This window comes from uncultured Methylibium sp., from assembly GCF_902826655.1.
Classification (GTDB): domain Bacteria; phylum Pseudomonadota; class Gammaproteobacteria; order Burkholderiales; family Burkholderiaceae_C; genus Methylibium.
Window position 1 is genome coordinate 78,910 of the sequence record NZ_CADEFR010000008.1, and the last position, 15,226, is coordinate 94,135.

The 15,226-nt window shown below is 72.5% G+C and carries 18 protein-coding genes and 1 tRNA gene; 9 read left to right on the forward strand and 10 right to left on the reverse strand.

All coding sequences use genetic code 11. The features are described 5' to 3' along the window. The first annotated feature begins 66 nt into the window (after positions 1 to 66). From QZV97_RS05860 to waaF, 3 genes are read left to right on the forward strand one after another with little or no spacing between them, the layout of a single operon-like run. A complete protein-coding gene (locus tag QZV97_RS05860) occupies positions 67 to 1,002 on the forward strand; it encodes a branched-chain amino acid transaminase (RefSeq protein WP_295639945.1) in 936 nt (311 codons plus the stop codon). 5 nt (positions 1,003 to 1,007) lie between these two features. Then, entirely contained in the window at positions 1,008 to 1,208 is a 201-nt protein-coding gene (locus QZV97_RS05865) for a zinc-finger domain-containing protein (RefSeq protein ID WP_295639949.1), read from the forward strand. Between the two features lie 40 nt (positions 1,209 to 1,248). Beyond that, positions 1,249 to 2,283: a lipopolysaccharide heptosyltransferase II gene (waaF, locus tag QZV97_RS05870; protein WP_295639951.1), complete on the forward strand. Its 1,035-nt coding sequence runs from the start codon at positions 1,249 to 1,251 to the stop codon at positions 2,281 to 2,283. Between the two features lie 25 nt (positions 2,284 to 2,308). On the opposite strand, the gene QZV97_RS05875 is transcribed toward waaF, so the two are convergent. The 3 genes from QZV97_RS05875 to QZV97_RS05885 all read right to left on the reverse strand — a co-directional run bounded on the left by QZV97_RS05875 (position 2,309) and on the right by QZV97_RS05885 (position 4,279). Beyond that, the gene (locus tag QZV97_RS05875) at positions 2,309 to 2,863 is read right to left on the reverse strand and encodes a DUF3455 domain-containing protein (protein WP_295639955.1); all 555 of its coding nucleotides are present in this window, start codon (positions 2,861 to 2,863) and stop codon (positions 2,309 to 2,311) included. 105 nt (positions 2,864 to 2,968) lie between these two features. Beyond that, complete coding sequence (locus QZV97_RS05880) at positions 2,969 to 3,655, reverse strand: anti-sigma factor (protein ID WP_295639958.1); 687 nt, start codon at positions 3,653 to 3,655, stop codon at positions 2,969 to 2,971. 3 nt (positions 3,656 to 3,658) lie between these two features. Further along, a complete protein-coding gene (locus QZV97_RS05885; protein WP_295639962.1) occupies positions 3,659 to 4,279 on the reverse strand; it encodes a sigma-70 family RNA polymerase sigma factor in 621 nt (206 codons plus the stop codon). Between the two features lie 117 nt (positions 4,280 to 4,396). On the opposite strand from QZV97_RS05885, the gene QZV97_RS05890 reads away from it, so the two are divergent. Genes QZV97_RS05890 through QZV97_RS05900 form a run of 3 tightly spaced genes read left to right on the forward strand, consistent with a single transcriptional unit; the run spans position 4,397 to position 6,423 of the window. Next, positions 4,397 to 4,837 carry a nuclear transport factor 2 family protein gene (locus tag QZV97_RS05890; protein ID WP_295639964.1) on the forward strand — a complete coding sequence of 147 codons (441 nt, stop codon included), beginning with the start codon at positions 4,397 to 4,399 and terminating at the stop codon, positions 4,835 to 4,837. An 11-nt stretch (positions 4,838 to 4,848) separates the two neighbouring features. Then, on the forward strand, positions 4,849 to 5,853 hold the full coding sequence (locus QZV97_RS05895; protein WP_295639967.1) for an alpha/beta fold hydrolase: 1,005 nt from the start codon (positions 4,849 to 4,851) through the stop codon (positions 5,851 to 5,853). 33 nt (positions 5,854 to 5,886) lie between these two features. Continuing rightward, positions 5,887 to 6,423, forward strand: coding sequence for a DUF2946 family protein (locus QZV97_RS05900; protein ID WP_295639970.1), 537 nt, complete (start codon positions 5,887 to 5,889; stop codon positions 6,421 to 6,423). Between the two features lie 74 nt (positions 6,424 to 6,497). Here the strand turns inward: QZV97_RS05900 and QZV97_RS05905 are convergent, their stop codons facing one another. Continuing rightward, positions 6,498 to 7,040 carry a c-type cytochrome gene (locus QZV97_RS05905; protein WP_295639973.1) on the reverse strand — a complete coding sequence of 181 codons (543 nt, stop codon included), beginning with the start codon at positions 7,038 to 7,040 and terminating at the stop codon, positions 6,498 to 6,500. A gap of 153 nt (positions 7,041 to 7,193) precedes the next feature. Here QZV97_RS05905 and QZV97_RS05910 point away from each other — a divergent pair. Next, positions 7,194 to 7,269 (forward strand) — tRNA-Arg (locus QZV97_RS05910). 30 nt (positions 7,270 to 7,299) lie between these two features. On the opposite strand, the gene QZV97_RS05915 is transcribed toward QZV97_RS05910, so the two are convergent. After that, positions 7,300 to 7,500 (reverse strand): heavy-metal-associated domain-containing protein, encoded by a 201-nt coding sequence (locus tag QZV97_RS05915; protein ID WP_295639976.1) that lies wholly within the window; start codon positions 7,498 to 7,500, stop codon positions 7,300 to 7,302. Positions 7,501 to 7,637: 137 nt separating this feature from the next. Here QZV97_RS05915 and QZV97_RS05920 point away from each other — a divergent pair, with 137 nt between their 5' ends. Further along, on the forward strand, positions 7,638 to 9,845 hold the full coding sequence (locus QZV97_RS05920; RefSeq protein WP_295639979.1) for a heavy metal translocating P-type ATPase: 2,208 nt from the start codon (positions 7,638 to 7,640) through the stop codon (positions 9,843 to 9,845). Positions 9,846 to 9,967: 122 nt separating this feature from the next. Further along, positions 9,968 to 10,741 (forward strand): 2-oxo-tetronate isomerase, encoded by a 774-nt coding sequence (gene otnI, locus QZV97_RS05925; RefSeq protein WP_295639982.1) that lies wholly within the window; start codon positions 9,968 to 9,970, stop codon positions 10,739 to 10,741. A gap of 13 nt (positions 10,742 to 10,754) precedes the next feature. Here the strand turns inward: otnI and QZV97_RS05930 are convergent, their stop codons facing one another. The 5 genes from QZV97_RS05930 to QZV97_RS05950 are packed head-to-tail and all read right to left on the reverse strand — an operon-like array spanning position 10,755 to position 15,212. Next, complete coding sequence (locus tag QZV97_RS05930; protein ID WP_295639986.1) at positions 10,755 to 11,396, reverse strand: 3-oxoacid CoA-transferase subunit B; 642 nt, start codon at positions 11,394 to 11,396, stop codon at positions 10,755 to 10,757. Beyond that, positions 11,393 to 12,112, reverse strand: a complete 720-nt coding sequence (locus QZV97_RS05935; RefSeq protein ID WP_295639989.1) for a 3-oxoacid CoA-transferase subunit A — start codon at positions 12,110 to 12,112, stop codon at positions 11,393 to 11,395. Before QZV97_RS05935 ends, QZV97_RS05930 begins: the two co-directional genes overlap by 4 nt. A gap of 17 nt (positions 12,113 to 12,129) precedes the next feature. Further along, entirely contained in the window at positions 12,130 to 12,672 is a 543-nt protein-coding gene (locus QZV97_RS05940) for a DUF456 domain-containing protein (RefSeq protein WP_295639992.1), read from the reverse strand. A 19-nt stretch (positions 12,673 to 12,691) separates the two neighbouring features. Continuing rightward, positions 12,692 to 13,978, reverse strand: coding sequence for an alpha/beta fold hydrolase (locus QZV97_RS05945; protein ID WP_295639994.1), 1,287 nt, complete (start codon positions 13,976 to 13,978; stop codon positions 12,692 to 12,694). Positions 13,979 to 13,982: 4 nt separating this feature from the next. Beyond that, entirely contained in the window at positions 13,983 to 15,212 is a 1,230-nt protein-coding gene (locus QZV97_RS05950) for a lyase family protein (protein WP_295639997.1), read from the reverse strand. Positions 15,213 to 15,226: the final 14 nt, after the last annotated feature.

Sequence of the window (15,226 nt, forward strand, 5' to 3'; positions counted from 1 at the left end):
CTGTGACCGGCAGGCCACAGTCCGCGGACTCGTAGAATTTGCGCTCTTTCGAACCGGGGAACTGCGATGTCGATGTCCGACCGTGACGGCAAGATCTGGATGGACGGCGAGCTCGTCGACTGGCGCGACGCCAAGATCCACGTGCTGAGCCATACGCTGCACTACGGCTGTGGCGCCTTCGAGGGAGTGCGCGCTTACAACACGGTCAAGGGCACGGCGATCTTCCGCTTGCGCGAGCACACCGAGCGCCTGTTCAACAGCGCCAAGATCCTGCGCATGAAGATTCCCTTCTCGCTGGAGCAGGTGATGGACGCCCAGCGCGCGGTGGTCAGGGCCAACCAGCTGGAGAGCTGCTACCTGCGTCCGCTGACCTGGATCGGCGACCAGAAGCTGGGGGTCAGCCCCAAGGGCAACACCATCCACCTGATGGTCGCGGCCTGGGCCTGGGGCGCCTACCTCGGCGAAGAGGGCCTGAAGCGCGGCATCCGCGTCAAGACCAGCAGCTACACCCGCCACCACGTCAACATCACGATGACGCAGGCCAAGGCGGTCAGCAACTACACCAATTCCATCCTCGCCAACATGGAAGCCACCGACGACGGCTACGACGAGGCCCTGCTGCTGGACGCATCGGGTTTCGTCTCCGAAGGCGCGGGCGAGAACCTGTTCGTCATCAAGAACGGCGTGGTCTACACCCCCGACCTGTCGGCCGGCGCGCTGAACGGCATCACGCGCAACACCGTGTTCGCGATCTGCCAGGACCTGGGCCTCAAGCTGGTCGAGAAGCGCATCACCCGCGACGAGGTCTACATCTGCGACGAGGCCTTCTTCACCGGCACGGCTGCGGAAGTGACGCCGATCCGCGAGCTGGACCGCATCGAGCTGGGCGCCGGCTCCTACGTGGGCACACGCGGCCCGATCACCGAGAAGATCCAGTCGGCCTTCTTCGACATCGTCAACGGCCGCAACCCCAAGTACGCCGAATGGCTGACCGCGGTCTGAGCGCCATGAACGAACCCAAGGCCGTCGTCGAGGTCACTGCCGCGGACCTGCAAGGTCCGGGCGTGGTGTTCTGCCCGAACCCGAAGATGCCGCTGTGGAGCAACCACCCGCGCGTCTTCATCGCCGTCGCCGATGGCGAGGGCAAGTGCCCGTACTGCGGCACGGTCTATCGCCTCCAGGCCGGCGAGAAGCTGCACGCGCATTGATGCGCCTGCGCTGACGCCCCCGCCCGGCCGCGTCGCTGCGATGACCCGCTCGCTCGTCATCGCGCCGCAATGGATCGGCGATGCCGTGATGGCCGAGCCCCTGCTGGCGGCGCTGGCCGCACGCGGCGAGCAGCTCACGGTCGCGGCCCTGCCGTGGGTGGCCCCGGTGCTGCGCGCGATGCCGCAGGTCGGCGCCGTGATCGACGTGCCTTTCGCGCATGGCAAGCTCGACTGGGCGGCTCGCCGCGCGCTCGCCCGCACGTTGAAGGATCGCTTCGACGCGGCCTACGTGCTGCCGAACTCGCTGAAGTCCGCGCTGGTGCCGTGGCTCGCGCGCGTGCCGCGCCGGGTCGGCTACCAGGGCGAGGGCCGCTTCGTGCTGCTGAACGAGCGCACCGCCAACCCGGTCGGCAAGCCGCCGATGGTGGACTTCTACGGCGCCCTGGCCGGTGGGCTGCCGGCCGGCGCACGGCCCCGGCTGCAGATGGCGGCGTCGGCCATCACGACGGCGCTCGGTCGTCTGGACCTCGAACCCGGCAGCTACTGGGTGTTCGCCCCCGGCGCCGAGTACGGCGCGGCCAAGCGCTGGCCGGCGCCGCACTACGCCGCGCTGGCGCGGCAGCTCCAGGAACTCCATGGGCTGCCGGTGCTCTTGCTCGGTTCGGCCAAGGAGGCGCCGATCTGCGAGGAGATCGCCGCCCTGGCGCCCGGCGCCTGCCGCGTGCTGGCGGGCCGCACCTCGCTCGACGACGCGATGGCGCTGATCGCTGCGGCACGCGGCGTGGTCAGCAACGATTCCGGCCTCATGCACGTGGCGGCCGCCTTCGGCAAGCCGCAGGCGGCCGTGTTCGGATCCACCAGTCCGCAGCACACGCCGCCGCTCAATCCGCGCGCGCGCGTGCTGTGGCTCAAGACGATGCGGGGCGAGGCCGAGCTGGACTGCCAGCCCTGCTTCGAGCGCGACTGTCGCTACGGCCATCTGCGCTGCCTGGTCGACATCCGGCCCGAGCGCGTCGACGCCGCGCTAGGCGACGCGCTCGCGAAGGCGGCCAGCGAGACGCCTGCCGCGATCTGAGACCCGGGCCGGGGTCGGACGTCGATCAGCGACCGTAGAACACGTAGTCGGCGGCGTAGCTGACGATCTTCTTCTCGCCCTTGTTGGCCTCGGCGCAGGCCTGGGCGGGTGCGACACCGCCGACGGTCTTCAGGCGCTGGATGTAGCTCACGCCCTGCATCACGCCGTTGCCGGTCGCCGGGTCGGCCTTCACCAGTTGCAGCGGAATGCTGCCCGGCGTGCCCGCGTTGGGCGCCACCGCGACCTGCTTGCCGACGACGCGCGAACCGTCGCTGGAGACCCAGGTGGCCGGCGGACCGAAGTAGCTGCCGACCTCCTTGCCGCTCGCGTCCTTGAGCTTCGCGACCGGGCCGACGAAGACCCATTCGTGCTGGCCGGCCATGTCCTTCTTGTCGCGGCATTCGTAGGTGATCTGGCCGGCGTCGGTGGTGGTCCACAGCTTCTGGCTTTCGCCGGCCGGGACGCGCACGGCTTCGGGCAGGGCGGCGTTGTCGACCTTCATCGATGCCGTCGGCATGCCGCTGCAGGCGGCGAGGCCCAGGGCCAGGGCAGCGGTGCCCAGCGTCAGGGGGGTGTGCATAGCGAGTTCTCCTTGGATGACTTGCGCGAAGGCCCATGCCTTCTGCCATCCACTACGGGACGGACCGCCCGCGCGGATGCACCCCTGGAGGCACGCCGATCGAGATCAGATCTGCAGCTTGCCGACCGACAGGATCGGCCCGGTCGGCGCGCCGGTCGGCGAGCCGCCGCTCGGCTCGAGGCTCACCGCGAAGGCCGCGGTGTCCTTCAGCAGCAGCGCGCGCTGCACCGTGGTCGCCTGCTGGCCGGAGACCAGGCCCAGCGAGCGCGGCGCCCCCTGCGGCGGCACCGCCCACAGCTCGAAGGCGCGTCCCGCACCGGGCGCGACCGCCTGGATCGGCTGCAGCACCAGCGCCCGGCCGTCGCGCGTGAGGCCGGCCGCGAAGCCGGCCTGCAGCACGCCGGCGGCTTCGGGGTTGGGGGCGATCACGATCACGATCGGCGGCTGGACCGGTTGCGGCTGCGACAGCACCAGGCCGAAAGCCAGCGCCGCCACCGTCGCGAACGCCGACACGCCCTGCCACAGACCCAGCTTCTGCCACCAGCGCAGCGGCGCGGCTGCGCTGGCGAACAGCCGTTGCTCGACCCGCGACCACACCGTGGCCGACGGCTGCACCGGCGTCACTGCCGCACTCAGCGGGATCAGCCGCGCCTGCCAGGCCGCCACGGCGGCGCGCAGGGCCGGGTGGGCCGGCAGCAGCGACTCGAAGCGGCGCCGCGCCGGTCCGCGCAGCGTGCCGAGCACGTGCTCGGCCGCCAGGCGGTCGACGAGGGAAGGGCGGCCGTAGTCCATGCTTCAGGTTGCGGTGCCGTGGGCCCGCTCCAGGCAGCCCCTCAGCGAGATCAATGCCCGCCGCACCCAGCTCTTCACGGTGCCGAGCGGCTGCTTCAGGTGGTCGGCCACCTCGGCGTGCGACAGGCCCTGGTAGAAGGCCAGCGCGAGACTCTGCTGCTGCTCGCCGCTCAGGGCCTTCATGCAGCCCTGAAGCGCGCGCGCATCCGCGGCCTGGCCCAGCAGGTCGAGCGGGCCGGCATCGGGGGAAGCGAAGTCCTGCAGCATGTCGTGTTCGTCGTCGTCGCCCAGGCCCACCGAGGTGCTGACGGTCTGCGGCTCGCTCTGGCGCCGGCGCAGGCTGTCGATCGCCCGGTTGCGGGCAATGCTGGTCAGCCAAGTGAGAGGCTGGCTCAGCGTGGCATCGAAGCCCTGCGCGGCGCGCCAGACGTTCACGTAGACCTCCTGCAGCACGTCCTCGGCCTGGGCCCGGTCTTTCTGGATACGCAGCACGACGCCCAGCAGATGCGAGCTGGTGCGCTGGTAGAGCGTGGCAAATGCCGCACGATCGCCGAGTGCCACACGCGACAGCACCGCGGCGAGTTCGCGGCTGCGTTCGGTCCAGTCCTGGGGCGAGGTGGCCATGGGTTGCGGATTCTAGTGAGCGATAGGGTCGCGTGCGATGCAAGCCCGCGATCCTGCGTCGCGCCGAGGGCACGCTCCTTACAATCCACCGGCTGTCGAAGACCGCCCCGCATCCGCATGTCGCCCAAGCCCAAGGCCCCACCCTCTTCGCCCGACGACATCGAGGCGCAGTTCTACGAGGCCTTGCAGCAGGCCGACATCGACAAGCTGATGGCCGTCTGGTCCGACGACGAGGACATCGCCTGCGTGCACCCCGGCGGGCCGCGCATGGTCGGTGCCGGCGCGATCCGCGCTGCCTTCGAGGCCATCTTCTCCAACGGCGCGATCGACGTGCAGCCCGAGAAGGTCCGCCGCCTGCACACGCATGCCAGCGCGATCCATCACGTGCTCGAGCAGGTGCAGGTGATGGGCGACGAAGGACCGCAGAAGGCCTACGCCATCGTCACCAACGTCTACATCCTGACGCCGCAGGGCTGGCGCATGGTGCTGCACCACGCGAGCCCGGGCATGGCGCGCGAGTTGCAGGAGATCTCCGAAGCGCCCGCCACGCTGCACTGAACGCGGTGCGGATGTCGGCCGTCCTCGAACCCGTGACGCCGAACGCCGCGCAGTGGGCCGCCCCGTGGTGGCTGCCCGGCGGCAACGCGCAGACCATCTGGCCGGCGCTGTTCTCGCGCCGCCGCGCCGGGCCGCCGCTGGCGTTCCGGCGCGAGCGCTGGACGACGCCGGACGCCGACTTCATCGACGTCGACTTTCTCGATGCGCCGCCGGCAGCTCCGCTGCTGGTGCTGTTCCACGGCCTCGAGGGCTCGTCGGGCAGCCACTACGCGCAGGCCTTCGCCGACTGGGCGCGTGCGCAGGGCTGGCGCTTCGCGCTGCCGCACTTTCGCGGCTGCTCCGGGGAGCTCAACCTCGGGCCGCGCGCCTACCACTCGGGCGATCACGAGGAGATCGGCTGGATCCTCGATCGCCTGCGTGCGCAGCACGGCGCACCGCTGCTCGCGGCCGGCGTCTCGCTCGGCGGCAACGCGCTGCTGCGCTGGGCCGAGGAGGCCGAGACCAGCGCCGCGGCGACGGCCCGCGCGGTGTGCGCGATCTCGTCGCCCATCGACCTGGCCGCCGGCGGCCGGGCCATCTGCCGCGGCTTCAACCGGCAGGTCTACAACCGCATGTTCCTGCGCTCGATGAAGCCCAAGGCCCTGGCGAAGCTGCGCCAGCACCCCGGGCTCTTCGACCGCGAGCGGCTCGTCGCCGCGCGCGACCTCTACGAGTTCGACGATGTCTTCACCGGTCCGCTGCACGGATTTGCCGGTACCGACGACTACTGGGCGCGCGGCTCGGCCAAGCCGCATCTCGCGCGCATCCGCATCCCGGCGCTGGTGCTCAATGCGCGCAACGACCCCTTCGTGCCGGCCGCCTGCCTGCCGGGCGTGCACGAGGTCGGCCGCCACGTCACGCTGTGGCAACCGGCGCACGGTGGGCATGTCGGCTTCCCGGGCGGCGGTTTCCCCGGCGAGGTGCTGGGCCTGCCGCAGGCCGTGATGTCCTGGATGCGCGCCGCCGCCGGCGTCTGAGCTTCGGCCGGCCCGCAAGCTCACAATGCCCGCATGGATGAGATCGTCCGTGCCGCGCTGAAGAAGTGGCCGCAGGTGCCGGCCTGCCACGGCTGGCTCGGCCTCGATGCGCGCGGCGACTGGTACATGCGTGACGACCGCGTGCAGGCCGCCGGCCCCTTTCCGCAGGTCAAGGGCAGCCGGCTGCTGCACCGCAAGCTGTGCGACTTCATCGCCCGCAACTACGAGGCCGACGCGGACGGTGCCTGGTTCTTCCAGAACGGCCCGCAGCGCGTCTACGTCGAGCTCGAGGCGGCGCCGCTGGTGCTGGGCGTGCAGCACGGCGCCGACGGCTACGCGGTGCGCACGCACGTCGACGGCGACGCCGGCGCGGTCCGCAGCGCCTGGGTCGACGAGCACGGCCGGCTCTTCCTCGACACCGCGGCCGGCTTCGGCCTGCTGCGATCGCTGGACATGGACGCTGCCGCCGACGCGGTGACGGAGGGCCTGTGGCAGCCCGCCGAGATCGCCTTCGCCGAGCTGCCGCGCCGCTTCGGCTACCGGCTCAGCCCGCAGCGCGACCTGGCCTGAGCGCAAGCCGCGCCGAGCCGCGCGCAAGAAAAAGCCGGTCGCGCGGACCGGCTCGTGTCGATGGTGCGGGGCGCTTACTGCGGCGCGCTGGCCGGCGTCGCCGCGACCTTGGGTTCCTCGAACTTCGCACCGCCGGCATTGGCCATGTGAACGACCGCACGCGCGATCTCCACGTCGCTGAAGTCGCCGCCGCCCTGCGCACCCATCGCGCCCTTGCCCTTGAGCGCGGACGTCAGCAGCGTCTCGTAGCCGGTCGCGATGCGCGGGCCCCAGGCCGCGGCGTCGCCGAGCTTGGGTGCGTTGGCCACGCCGGCCGCATGGCAGGCGGCGCAGACGGCCGTGTAGACCTCGGTGCCGCTCTTGAGCGCGCTGGTGTCCGAAGCATCCTTCACCGTCACCTGGCCGACCGGCGCGATGCGCGCCGCCGTGGCCTGCGGGCCGAGGCCGTCGCTGCCGGCCGAGGGCTTGGTGCTGGACGACACGTAGCCGGCCAGCAGCACGATGATCGTGATCGGCACCACGAAGGCCAGGATCACCGCGACGATCAGCTGCTTCGGTGTGCGGATCGGGCCTTCGTGGTTGGCCTCGTAGTGGTCGTCGTGGTGCGCGTCGCTCATGGGGTCCTCGGGCTATCGGTGCGGGGCGCGGCCGCTGCGTCGAGCGGCCGCCGTCAAGGGCGCGCGATTATATGAGCCGCCCCCCTGCGACCCACTCGCAAACGCCTGCACATGGGGCTGCACACGGGACCCCGCTGATAGAATCAGAGCGCTGCGTCCGTAGCTCAATGGATAGAGTACTGCCCTCCGAAGGCAGGGGTTGCTGGTTCGATCCCAGCCGGGCGCGCCACCCCTCGCAGCAGCTTCACTCCCCCTGGATTCACAACACCGGCGTCGGCGGATAGTCCGCCTCGCGCAGCGCTCGCTCGACCTGGGCGCGCGGCATCGTCGTCTCGACGCGCACGCGGTGCGTCGGCAACTCGGCCTGCACCTTGGCCGCCGGGTCGAGCGCGGCGATGGTGCGGGTGATCGCCTGGACGCAGTGGCCGCAGCTCATGGCCGGGATCTCGAACTCGAGCATCGGAATCTCCGTGGAATGCATGGATGCACGCAGCATCGTCCCTGCCATGGTGGCAAGGTCAAGCACGCCCTGCCTTGCTCAGGGTCAAGCCCCGGGGCCTTGACTTTGACATGATGGCAAGGTCGAGACTGCCCGCCATGAACACCCTCGCCGCTGCCCCGCTGACCCTGGCCATCGAGGGCATGACCTGCGCCTCCTGCGTGCTGCGCGTCGAGAAGGCGCTGAAGAAGGTGCCGGGCGTGACCGACGCCGCGGTGAACCTGGCCACCGAGACGGCCAGCGTCCAGGCGGCCCCGGGCACGCTGCCCAGCGACCTGGAGGCCGCGGTCCAGGCGGCCGGCTACGCCGCCCACCTGCAGGCCGCCGACGCGCCCGCGGCCGCGCGCGCGCCGTCCGAGGCAGCGCTGGGCTGGCCGGTCGCGGTGGCGGCCCTGCTGACGCTGCCGCTGGCCCTGCCGATGGTCGCGCTGCTGTGGGGTGCGCACTGGATGCTGCCCGGCTGGCTGCAGTGGCTGCTGGCCACCCCCGTTCAGTTCTGGGCCGGCGCGCGCTTCTACCGCCATGGCTGGGCTGCGCTGCGCGCCGGCAGCGGCAACATGGACCTGCTGGTGGCGCTGGGCACCAGTGCCGCCTACGGCCTGAGCGTCTGGCTGCTGTTCGTGCATGCCGGCCACGAGGGCGCGCCGCACCTGTACTTCGAGGCCTCCGCGGCCGTCATCACGCTGGTGCTGCTGGGCAAGTGGCTGGAGGCGCGCGCCAGGCGCCAGACCACCGAGGCCATCCGCGCGCTGCAGGCGCTGCGGCCCGAGACCGCGCGCGTGCTGCGCGACGGCGTCGAGTCCACGTTGCCGATCGGTGAGCTGACCCGCGGCGATGTCGTGATCGTGCGCCCCGGCGAGCGCCTGCCGGTCGACGGCACGATCGCCGAAGGCGCCAGCCATGTCGACGAATCGCTGCTCACCGGCGAGAGCCTGCCGGTCGCGCGCGGCGTCGGCGAGCGCGTCATCGGCGGCTCGCTCAACGGCGAGGGCCTGCTGCAGGTGCGCGCCACCGCGCTCGGGGCCGAATCGACGCTCGCGCGCATCGTGCGCCTGGTCGAGACGGCACAGGCCGCCAAGGCGCCGATCCAGCAGACCGTCGACAAGGTGAGCGCGGTCTTCGTGCCCGTCGTCGTTGCGATCGCCTTCGTCACCTGGCTGGGCTGGGGCCTCGCGGTGGGCGACTGGTCGGCGGCGACGCTCAACGCCGTCGCGGTGCTGGTCATCGCCTGCCCCTGCGCGCTGGGACTGGCCACGCCCGCCGCGCTGATGGCCGGCACCGGCGTGGCCGCGCGCCACGGCATCCTGGTCAAGGACGCGGCGGCGCTGGAGGCCGCGCACGCTCTGCGCGTCGTTGCCTTCGACAAGACCGGCACCTTGACCGTCGGCCGCCCGACGCTGGCCGAACTGCGGCCCGCCGCCGGGACGACGCGCGACCAGGCCCTCGCGCTGGCCGCCGCGCTGCAGGCCGGCAGCGAGCACCCGCTGGCGCGCGCCGTGCGGCAGGCCGGCGTGGGTCTGGCCCTGTCGCCCGCGACCGAGGTGCAGGCCGTCGCCGGCCGCGGCGTCCAGGGCCGGGTCGACGGGCGCGCGCTGCGGCTCGGCAGCACGCGCTGGATGCAGGAGCTGGGTGTCGACCTCGCACCGCTGCAGCCGCAGGCCGACGCGCACGCGCAGCAGGGCCGCAGCATCTCGTGGCTGGCCGAGACCGGTGGAGCCGCACCGCGCCTGCTGGCCCTGCTGGCCTTCGGCGACGAACTCAAGCTCGACGCGCGGGCCGCCGTCGACCGCCTGCACGCGCTGGGCGTGCGCACCGTGCTCGTCAGCGGCGACCACCGCGGCGCGGCCGGCGCGATCGCCGCGCGGCTCGGCATCGCCGACGTGCGTGCCGAGGTGCTGCCGGCCGACAAGGCCGCCGTGATCGCCGGCCTGCGTCACGGCGCCGGCGGCCCGGTCGCGATGGTCGGCGACGGGCTCAACGACGCGCCGGCGCTCGCCGCGGCCGACGTCGGCATCGCGATGGCCAACCCGGACGGAGGCGGCACCGACGTCGCCATGCACGCCGCCGGCATCACGCTGATGCGCGGCGAGCCCGCGCTGGTGGCCGACGCGATCGCGATCTCGCGCCGCACCACGCGCAAGATCCACCAGAACCTGTTCTGGGCCTTCGTCTACAACGTGGTCGGCATCCCGCTCGCCGCCTTCGGGCTGCTGAACCCGGTGGTGGCCGGCGCCGCGATGGCGCTGTCCAGCGTCAGCGTGCTGGGCAATGCGCTGCTGCTGAAGCGCTGGCGGCCGGGCGACTGAGGCCGGCGCTTTCCCGTCGGCCGGAACCACCCGTTCGCGGTGAGCTTGTCGAACCGCCGGCGCAGGGCTTCGACGAGCTCAGCCCGAACGGCATCGAGCAAGCTCTGGCAGCATTCGCTGCCATGCCCCGCCTTGCCGCCAACCTGTCGATGCTCTACACCGAGCATCCCTTCCTCGAACGTGCGGCCGCCGCCGCACGCGACGGCTTCGAGGCCGTCGAGTGGCAGTTCGCCTACGAGCACGCGCCGGCCGCGCTGCGCAGCGCGCTGGGCGGCCTGCCGCTGGTGCTCATGAACGCGCCGCCCGGCGATGCGGCCGCCGGCGAGCGCGGCCTCGCCGCGCTGCCGGGGCGCGAAGAAGACTTCCGCCGCAGCATCGCGCAGGCGCTCGACCTCGCCGAGGCGCTGCGCTGCCCGCGCGTGCACGTGCTGGCCGGGCGCATGCCGCCCGGCACCGAGCGCGCCGCGCTGCAGCCCACCTTCGTGGCCAACCTGGCCTGGGCCGCGCCGCGCGCCGCCGCCGCCGGCGTCACGCTGCTGATCGAGCCGATCAACGGCCGCGACATCCCCGGCTACTTCCTCAACCGCCAGGACCACGCCCACGAGATCGTGGCCGCGGTCGGCGCGCCCAACCTGAAGGTGCAGATGGACCTCTACCACTGCCAGGTCGTCGAGGGCGACGTCGCCACCAAGCTGCGCAGCTACCTGCCGACCGGCCGCGTCGGTCATCTGCAGGTGGCCGGCGTGCCCGAGCGCCAGGAGCCCGACGTCGGCGAGCTGAACTGTCGCTACCTGTTCGACGTGATCGACGAGCTCGGCTGGGATGGCTGGATCGGGTGCGAGTATCGGCCGCGGGGGAGCACGAGCGAAGGGCTGGGCTGGCGCTCGACGCGCTAGGGAGTCCTTGCGCCTAGCGGGCGTCGACCAGCGCGATTCCCGTCACCGCCTGCAACGCCGCGAAGTCCAGCCCCTCGACCACATCGATGACCCGCGCGCCGTCCGGCCCCAGATCGATCACCGCCAGGTCCGTGTAGACCCGGCTGACGCAGCCGATGCCGGTCAGCGGATAGGTGCAGCGCTCGACCAGCTTGCTCTCGCCGGACTTGGTCAGGTGCTCCATCATCACGAAGGTCTTCTTCGCGCCGATCGCCAGGTCCATCGCGCCGCCGACGGCGGGGATGGCGTCGGGCGCGCCGGTGTGCCAGTTGGCGAGGTCGCCGTTGGCGGCGACCTGGAAGGCGCCGAGCACGCAGACGTCGAGGTGGCCGCCGCGCATCATCCCGAAGCTGTCGGCGTGGTGGAAGTAGCAGCCGCCGGCCCGCAGCGTCACGGGCTGCTTGCCGGCGTTGATGAGGTCGTAGTCCTCGGCGCCGGGCGCGGGCGCCGGGCCCATGCCGAGCACGCCGTTCTCGGAGTGCAGCACCACCTCGCGGTCGGCGGGGATGTGGTTGGCCACCAGCGTGGGCAGGCCGATGCCGAGGTTGACGACCATGCCGTCGGCGATGTCGCGGGCCACGCGTTGCGCCATCTGGTCGCGGGTCCAGCGCTTCATGCGGCACCTCGCTCGGTCTTGCCCGCGGCAAACCCACCCGCCTGCGTCACGCTGCGCTCGACCTTCACCACGCGCTGCACGAAGAGGCCCGGCGTCACCACCGTCTCCGGATCGAGCGCGCCCAGCGCCACGATCTCCGGCACCTCGACCACGGTGCACTTGGCGGCGGTCGCCATCACCGGGCCGAAGTTGCGCGCGGTCATGCGGTAGCTCAGGTTGCCCCAGCGGTCGGCGCGCTCGGCCTTGATCAGCGCGAAGTCGGCGTGGATCGGATGCTCCAGCACGTACGGGCGACCATCGATCTCGCGCGTCTCTTTTCCCTTCGCCAGCTCGGTCCCGTAGCCGGTGGGCGTGAAGAAGGCGCCGATGCCGGCGCCGGCAGCACGGATGCGCTCGGCCAGGTTGCCCTGCGGCACCAGCTCCAGCTCGATCTTTCCCGCGCGGTAGAGCGCGTCGAAGACCTGCGAGTCGGCCTGGCGCGGAAAGCTGCAGATGATCTTGCGCACGCGGCCGGCCTTCAGCAGCGCGGCCAGACCGGTCTCGCCGTTGCCGGCGTTGTTGTTGACGACGGTGAGCCCTTTCGCGCCCTGCGCGATCAGGCCGTCGATCAGCTGCGTCGGGATGCCGGCGGTGCCGAAGCCGCCGATCATCACCGTGGCGCCGTCGGGCACGTCGGCGAGCGCGGCTTCGACGCTGGGGCAGATCTTGTCGATCATCGCGGCTCACCTGGTCCTCACTTCACCAGCAGCGCGGCGACGAACACGCCGATCATCAGGAACACCAGCGCGATCTTCACTGCGGTGCCGACCAGCATGCCGATCCAGGTCGCGGTGCCGACCTTCAGCGCCTGCTGGGTCGCATAGGCGCCCGCAGTGGTCGCCTGCTCGCGCCGCGCGTACAGCTCGCCGGCCACCGCGCCGACGAAGGGCATGAAGAGCACGCCGACCAGGCCCATGAAGAGCCCGAGCAGCGTGCCCAGCGCGGCGCCGATCAGCGCCCAGCGGCTGGCCCCCACCTTCCTGGCGCCCAGCAGCGCGGCCACGTAGTCGGTGGCCCACGCCAACACCGCGAGTGCCGCGATGACGGCGAGCGACCAGCCGCCCACCTTGGCGAAGCCGTCGATCCACGCGCCGACGAACAGCCCGCCCAGCACCAGCAGCGTGCCGGGCAGCACCGGCAGGATGGTGCCGGCCAGGCCGGTCAGCACCATGCCGGCGGCGAGCAGCCACCACACGAGCGGCGGGATGCCGGGGATCAGGGCGGTGAGGGCTTCCATGCGGCAGTGGGATCCTTGGTCAGTTCAGAGCATCGATGAAGTCGCGCAGCGCGGCGCCGAAGACCTCGGGCTGCTCCAGCACGCTCAGGTGCGCCGCATCGTCGATGACGACCAGGCGGGCGCCGGGCAGGTTCTCGACGATGGTCTGAGACATGGCGACGGGCGTGCCCAGATCAAGGCCCCCGGCGATCACCAGCGTCGGCAGCTTCAGCTGCGGCAGGCGCGCGGTGGCGTCGTGCGCGGCCACGGCGTGGCAGGCCGCGATGTAGCCGGTCGCCGTGTTGCTGACGACGCGGCGCCGCCAGCGCGCCACGGCGGCCGGTTGCGCGGCGCGAAAGCTCTCGCTGAACCAGCGCTGCATCGCGCCGTCGGCGATCGCCTCCAGCCCGCCGGACTCGATCGCCGCGATGCGCTGGACCCAGGCCTCGCGGCCGGCCGTGTCGTAGCCCGAGGTGGAGTTGGCGATGACCAGCGCCTTCAGCAGATCGGGCCGCGCGAGCGCCAGCTCCTGGCCGACCATGCCGCCGAGCGAGAGGCCGACCCAGACCACCGGTCCGCTGTTTGTCAGCGCCTTCAGTTCGTCCAGCAGCCGCGCCGCGTCGTCGGCCATCGCGGTCATGGAGTACGGGCCGGCCGGCGCGTCGGAGTCGCCGTGACCGCGGTGGTCGAAGCAGATCACGCGGTGATCGGCGGCCAGCGCGTTGGCGACCGGGTCCCACATGCTCACGTCGCAGCCGAGCGCGTGGCTGAAGACGATCGTGTGCTTCGCAAGGCCGCTGCGCGCCTCGCGCACCGTGTAGTGCAGCGCCGGCGTGCCGGCCGAGCGGAACGAGCGGCCGCTGCCGGTGTGCGCCACCTCGGTGGCCGGCAGCGGCGGCAGCGCGTGGCCCAGCTCGCGCAGCAGCTTCGCCGCGATCGCCATGCCGGTGTTGGCGGCCGGCACGCCGGCGTAGATGGCGGCCTGCATCAGCACTTCCTTCACCTCGTCGGGCGTCAGCGCGGTGCTCGCGTCGTCGCCGGCGCCCAGGCTGGCACCGGAGCCGCCGGCCAGCGCGGCGCGCAGGTGCAGCTCGAACTCCTCCCAGCGGCCCAGCGCGCAGGTGATCGCCAGCACGATGACGCGGCGCGTCTTCGCGGGCAGGCCGGGCCGGCCCCAGACCTCGTGCCAGGCGTAGCGGGTGATGAAGTTCTGGAAGTCGGCGCTGAAGGCGTTCGCGTTGGCGACCGACTTGTCGACCCAGGCGTCGCCGAGGATGGCGCGGCGGTTGCGCAGGCCGCGTTCGAGGTCGTGGTCGTAGGGATCCATGGGTTCAGTCTGCAACAGGGTCGGCGGCCGACCAGGGCGCGGCCGGCATCGCCGCGAGTGTCGCGCGAAGCCCGGGCAGGCGCTCGCGCGCCAGCGCGGCGGCCGGTGCCGCGGCCTCGTCGGGTTGCAGCGCGTCGGCGAAGGCCGGGCCGCCGACCTCGACGACGTTGCGGCGCATGCGTGCGTCATCGACCTCGAGCCCCGCAAAGGCTTCGGCCAGCGCGCGCGCGGCGGCGCAGGCCCCGGTGAAGAGCCCGGGCCATTCGGCCAGCTCGGCCTGCCAGTTGCCCAGGCCGCGCTCGTGCTGCTGCGGCATCGCGGCCAGCAACGCGGCGGCGCGCTGCGGCGCGCGCTGCGCGGCGGCCAGCGCGGTCAGCGCGGCGACCGGATTGCGCTTGTGCGGCATCGCGGTCGACCCGCCGCGGCCGGGCGCCGCCGGCTCGGCCAGCTCGGCCACCTCGCCCTGCGCCATCAGCGCCAGGTCGGTGGCGATCTTGCCCAGGCTGCCGGTCAGCACCGCGGCTTCCAGGCCCAGGCGCACCCAGTCGTCGCGCTGCGTGTGCCAGGGCGCCGGCGGCAAGGCCAGGCCCAGCGCATCGGCCATGCGGCGCGCGACGGCCGGGCCGCGGCCGTCCATCGCCGACAGCGTGCCGATCGCGCCGCCGAGCTGCAGCGCGAGGCCACGCGCTGCCGCCTCGCGCAGCCGCAGCCGCGCGCGCAGCAGCGGCGCGAGCCAGTTCGCGCACTTGAGGCCGAAGCTCGTCACCGCCGCGGGCTGCATCAGCGTGCGGGCCAGCACCGGCGTGGCGGCATGCGCCTCGGCCAGCGCGAGCAGCGACTCGCAGAGCTGCGCCAGCTCGGCGTCGATCAGCGCGAGCGCGCGCCGCGTCGCCAGCGCCAGCGCGGTGTCGATCGCGTCCTGGCTGGTGCTGCCGAAGTGCACGCAGGCAGCGGCCGGCGCGTCGAACAGCGCGACCGTCTTCTTCAGCTCCGCCACCAGCGGGATCGCCAGGCTGCCGGCGCGCGCGCTGGCCGCGACCAGTGCGTCCAGGTCGTGCAGCTCGGCCTTGCACACGCCGGCGATCGCCTGCGCGGCCGCGGCCGGGATCAGGCCCTCGGCGGCCTGCGCGCGTGCCAGCGCCGCCTCGAAGTCGAACATCGCCTGCGCGATGGCCGGCGCGTCGAACAGCGCGGCGACGTCGCGCGGGATCAGGAAGCCGTCGAAGGCGGACATGGGGGTGAGGCGCA

What these genes read in the sequence shown, in the direction of transcription:
- QZV97_RS05860 (WP_295639945.1), top strand. Translation starts at nt 67, where the DNA reads ATGTCGATGTCCGACCGTGACGGCAAGATCTGGATGGACGGCGAGCTC.
- QZV97_RS05865 (WP_295639949.1), top strand. Translation starts at nt 1,008, where the DNA reads ATGAACGAACCCAAGGCCGTCGTCGAGGTCACTGCCGCGGACCTGCAA.
- waaF (WP_295639951.1), top strand. Translation starts at nt 1,249, where the DNA reads ATGACCCGCTCGCTCGTCATCGCGCCGCAATGGATCGGCGATGCCGTG.
- QZV97_RS05875 (WP_295639955.1), bottom strand. Translation starts at nt 2,863, where the DNA reads ATGCACACCCCCCTGACGCTGGGCACCGCTGCCCTGGCCCTGGGCCTC.
- QZV97_RS05880 (WP_295639958.1), bottom strand. Translation starts at nt 3,655, where the DNA reads ATGGACTACGGCCGCCCTTCCCTCGTCGACCGCCTGGCGGCCGAGCAC.
- QZV97_RS05885 (WP_295639962.1), bottom strand. Translation starts at nt 4,279, where the DNA reads ATGGCCACCTCGCCCCAGGACTGGACCGAACGCAGCCGCGAACTCGCC.
- QZV97_RS05890 (WP_295639964.1), top strand. Translation starts at nt 4,397, where the DNA reads ATGTCGCCCAAGCCCAAGGCCCCACCCTCTTCGCCCGACGACATCGAG.
- QZV97_RS05895 (WP_295639967.1), top strand. Translation starts at nt 4,849, where the DNA reads ATGTCGGCCGTCCTCGAACCCGTGACGCCGAACGCCGCGCAGTGGGCC.
- QZV97_RS05900 (WP_295639970.1), top strand. Translation starts at nt 5,887, where the DNA reads ATGGATGAGATCGTCCGTGCCGCGCTGAAGAAGTGGCCGCAGGTGCCG.
- QZV97_RS05905 (WP_295639973.1), bottom strand. Translation starts at nt 7,040, where the DNA reads ATGAGCGACGCGCACCACGACGACCACTACGAGGCCAACCACGAAGGC.
- QZV97_RS05915 (WP_295639976.1), bottom strand. Translation starts at nt 7,500, where the DNA reads ATGCTCGAGTTCGAGATCCCGGCCATGAGCTGCGGCCACTGCGTCCAG.
- QZV97_RS05920 (WP_295639979.1), top strand. Translation starts at nt 7,638, where the DNA reads ATGAACACCCTCGCCGCTGCCCCGCTGACCCTGGCCATCGAGGGCATG.
- otnI (WP_295639982.1), top strand. Translation starts at nt 9,968, where the DNA reads ATGCCCCGCCTTGCCGCCAACCTGTCGATGCTCTACACCGAGCATCCC.
- QZV97_RS05930 (WP_295639986.1), bottom strand. Translation starts at nt 11,396, where the DNA reads ATGAAGCGCTGGACCCGCGACCAGATGGCGCAACGCGTGGCCCGCGAC.
- QZV97_RS05935 (WP_295639989.1), bottom strand. Translation starts at nt 12,112, where the DNA reads ATGATCGACAAGATCTGCCCCAGCGTCGAAGCCGCGCTCGCCGACGTG.
- QZV97_RS05940 (WP_295639992.1), bottom strand. Translation starts at nt 12,672, where the DNA reads ATGGAAGCCCTCACCGCCCTGATCCCCGGCATCCCGCCGCTCGTGTGG.
- QZV97_RS05945 (WP_295639994.1), bottom strand. Translation starts at nt 13,978, where the DNA reads ATGGATCCCTACGACCACGACCTCGAACGCGGCCTGCGCAACCGCCGC.
- QZV97_RS05950 (WP_295639997.1), bottom strand. Translation starts at nt 15,212, where the DNA reads ATGTCCGCCTTCGACGGCTTCCTGATCCCGCGCGACGTCGCCGCGCTG.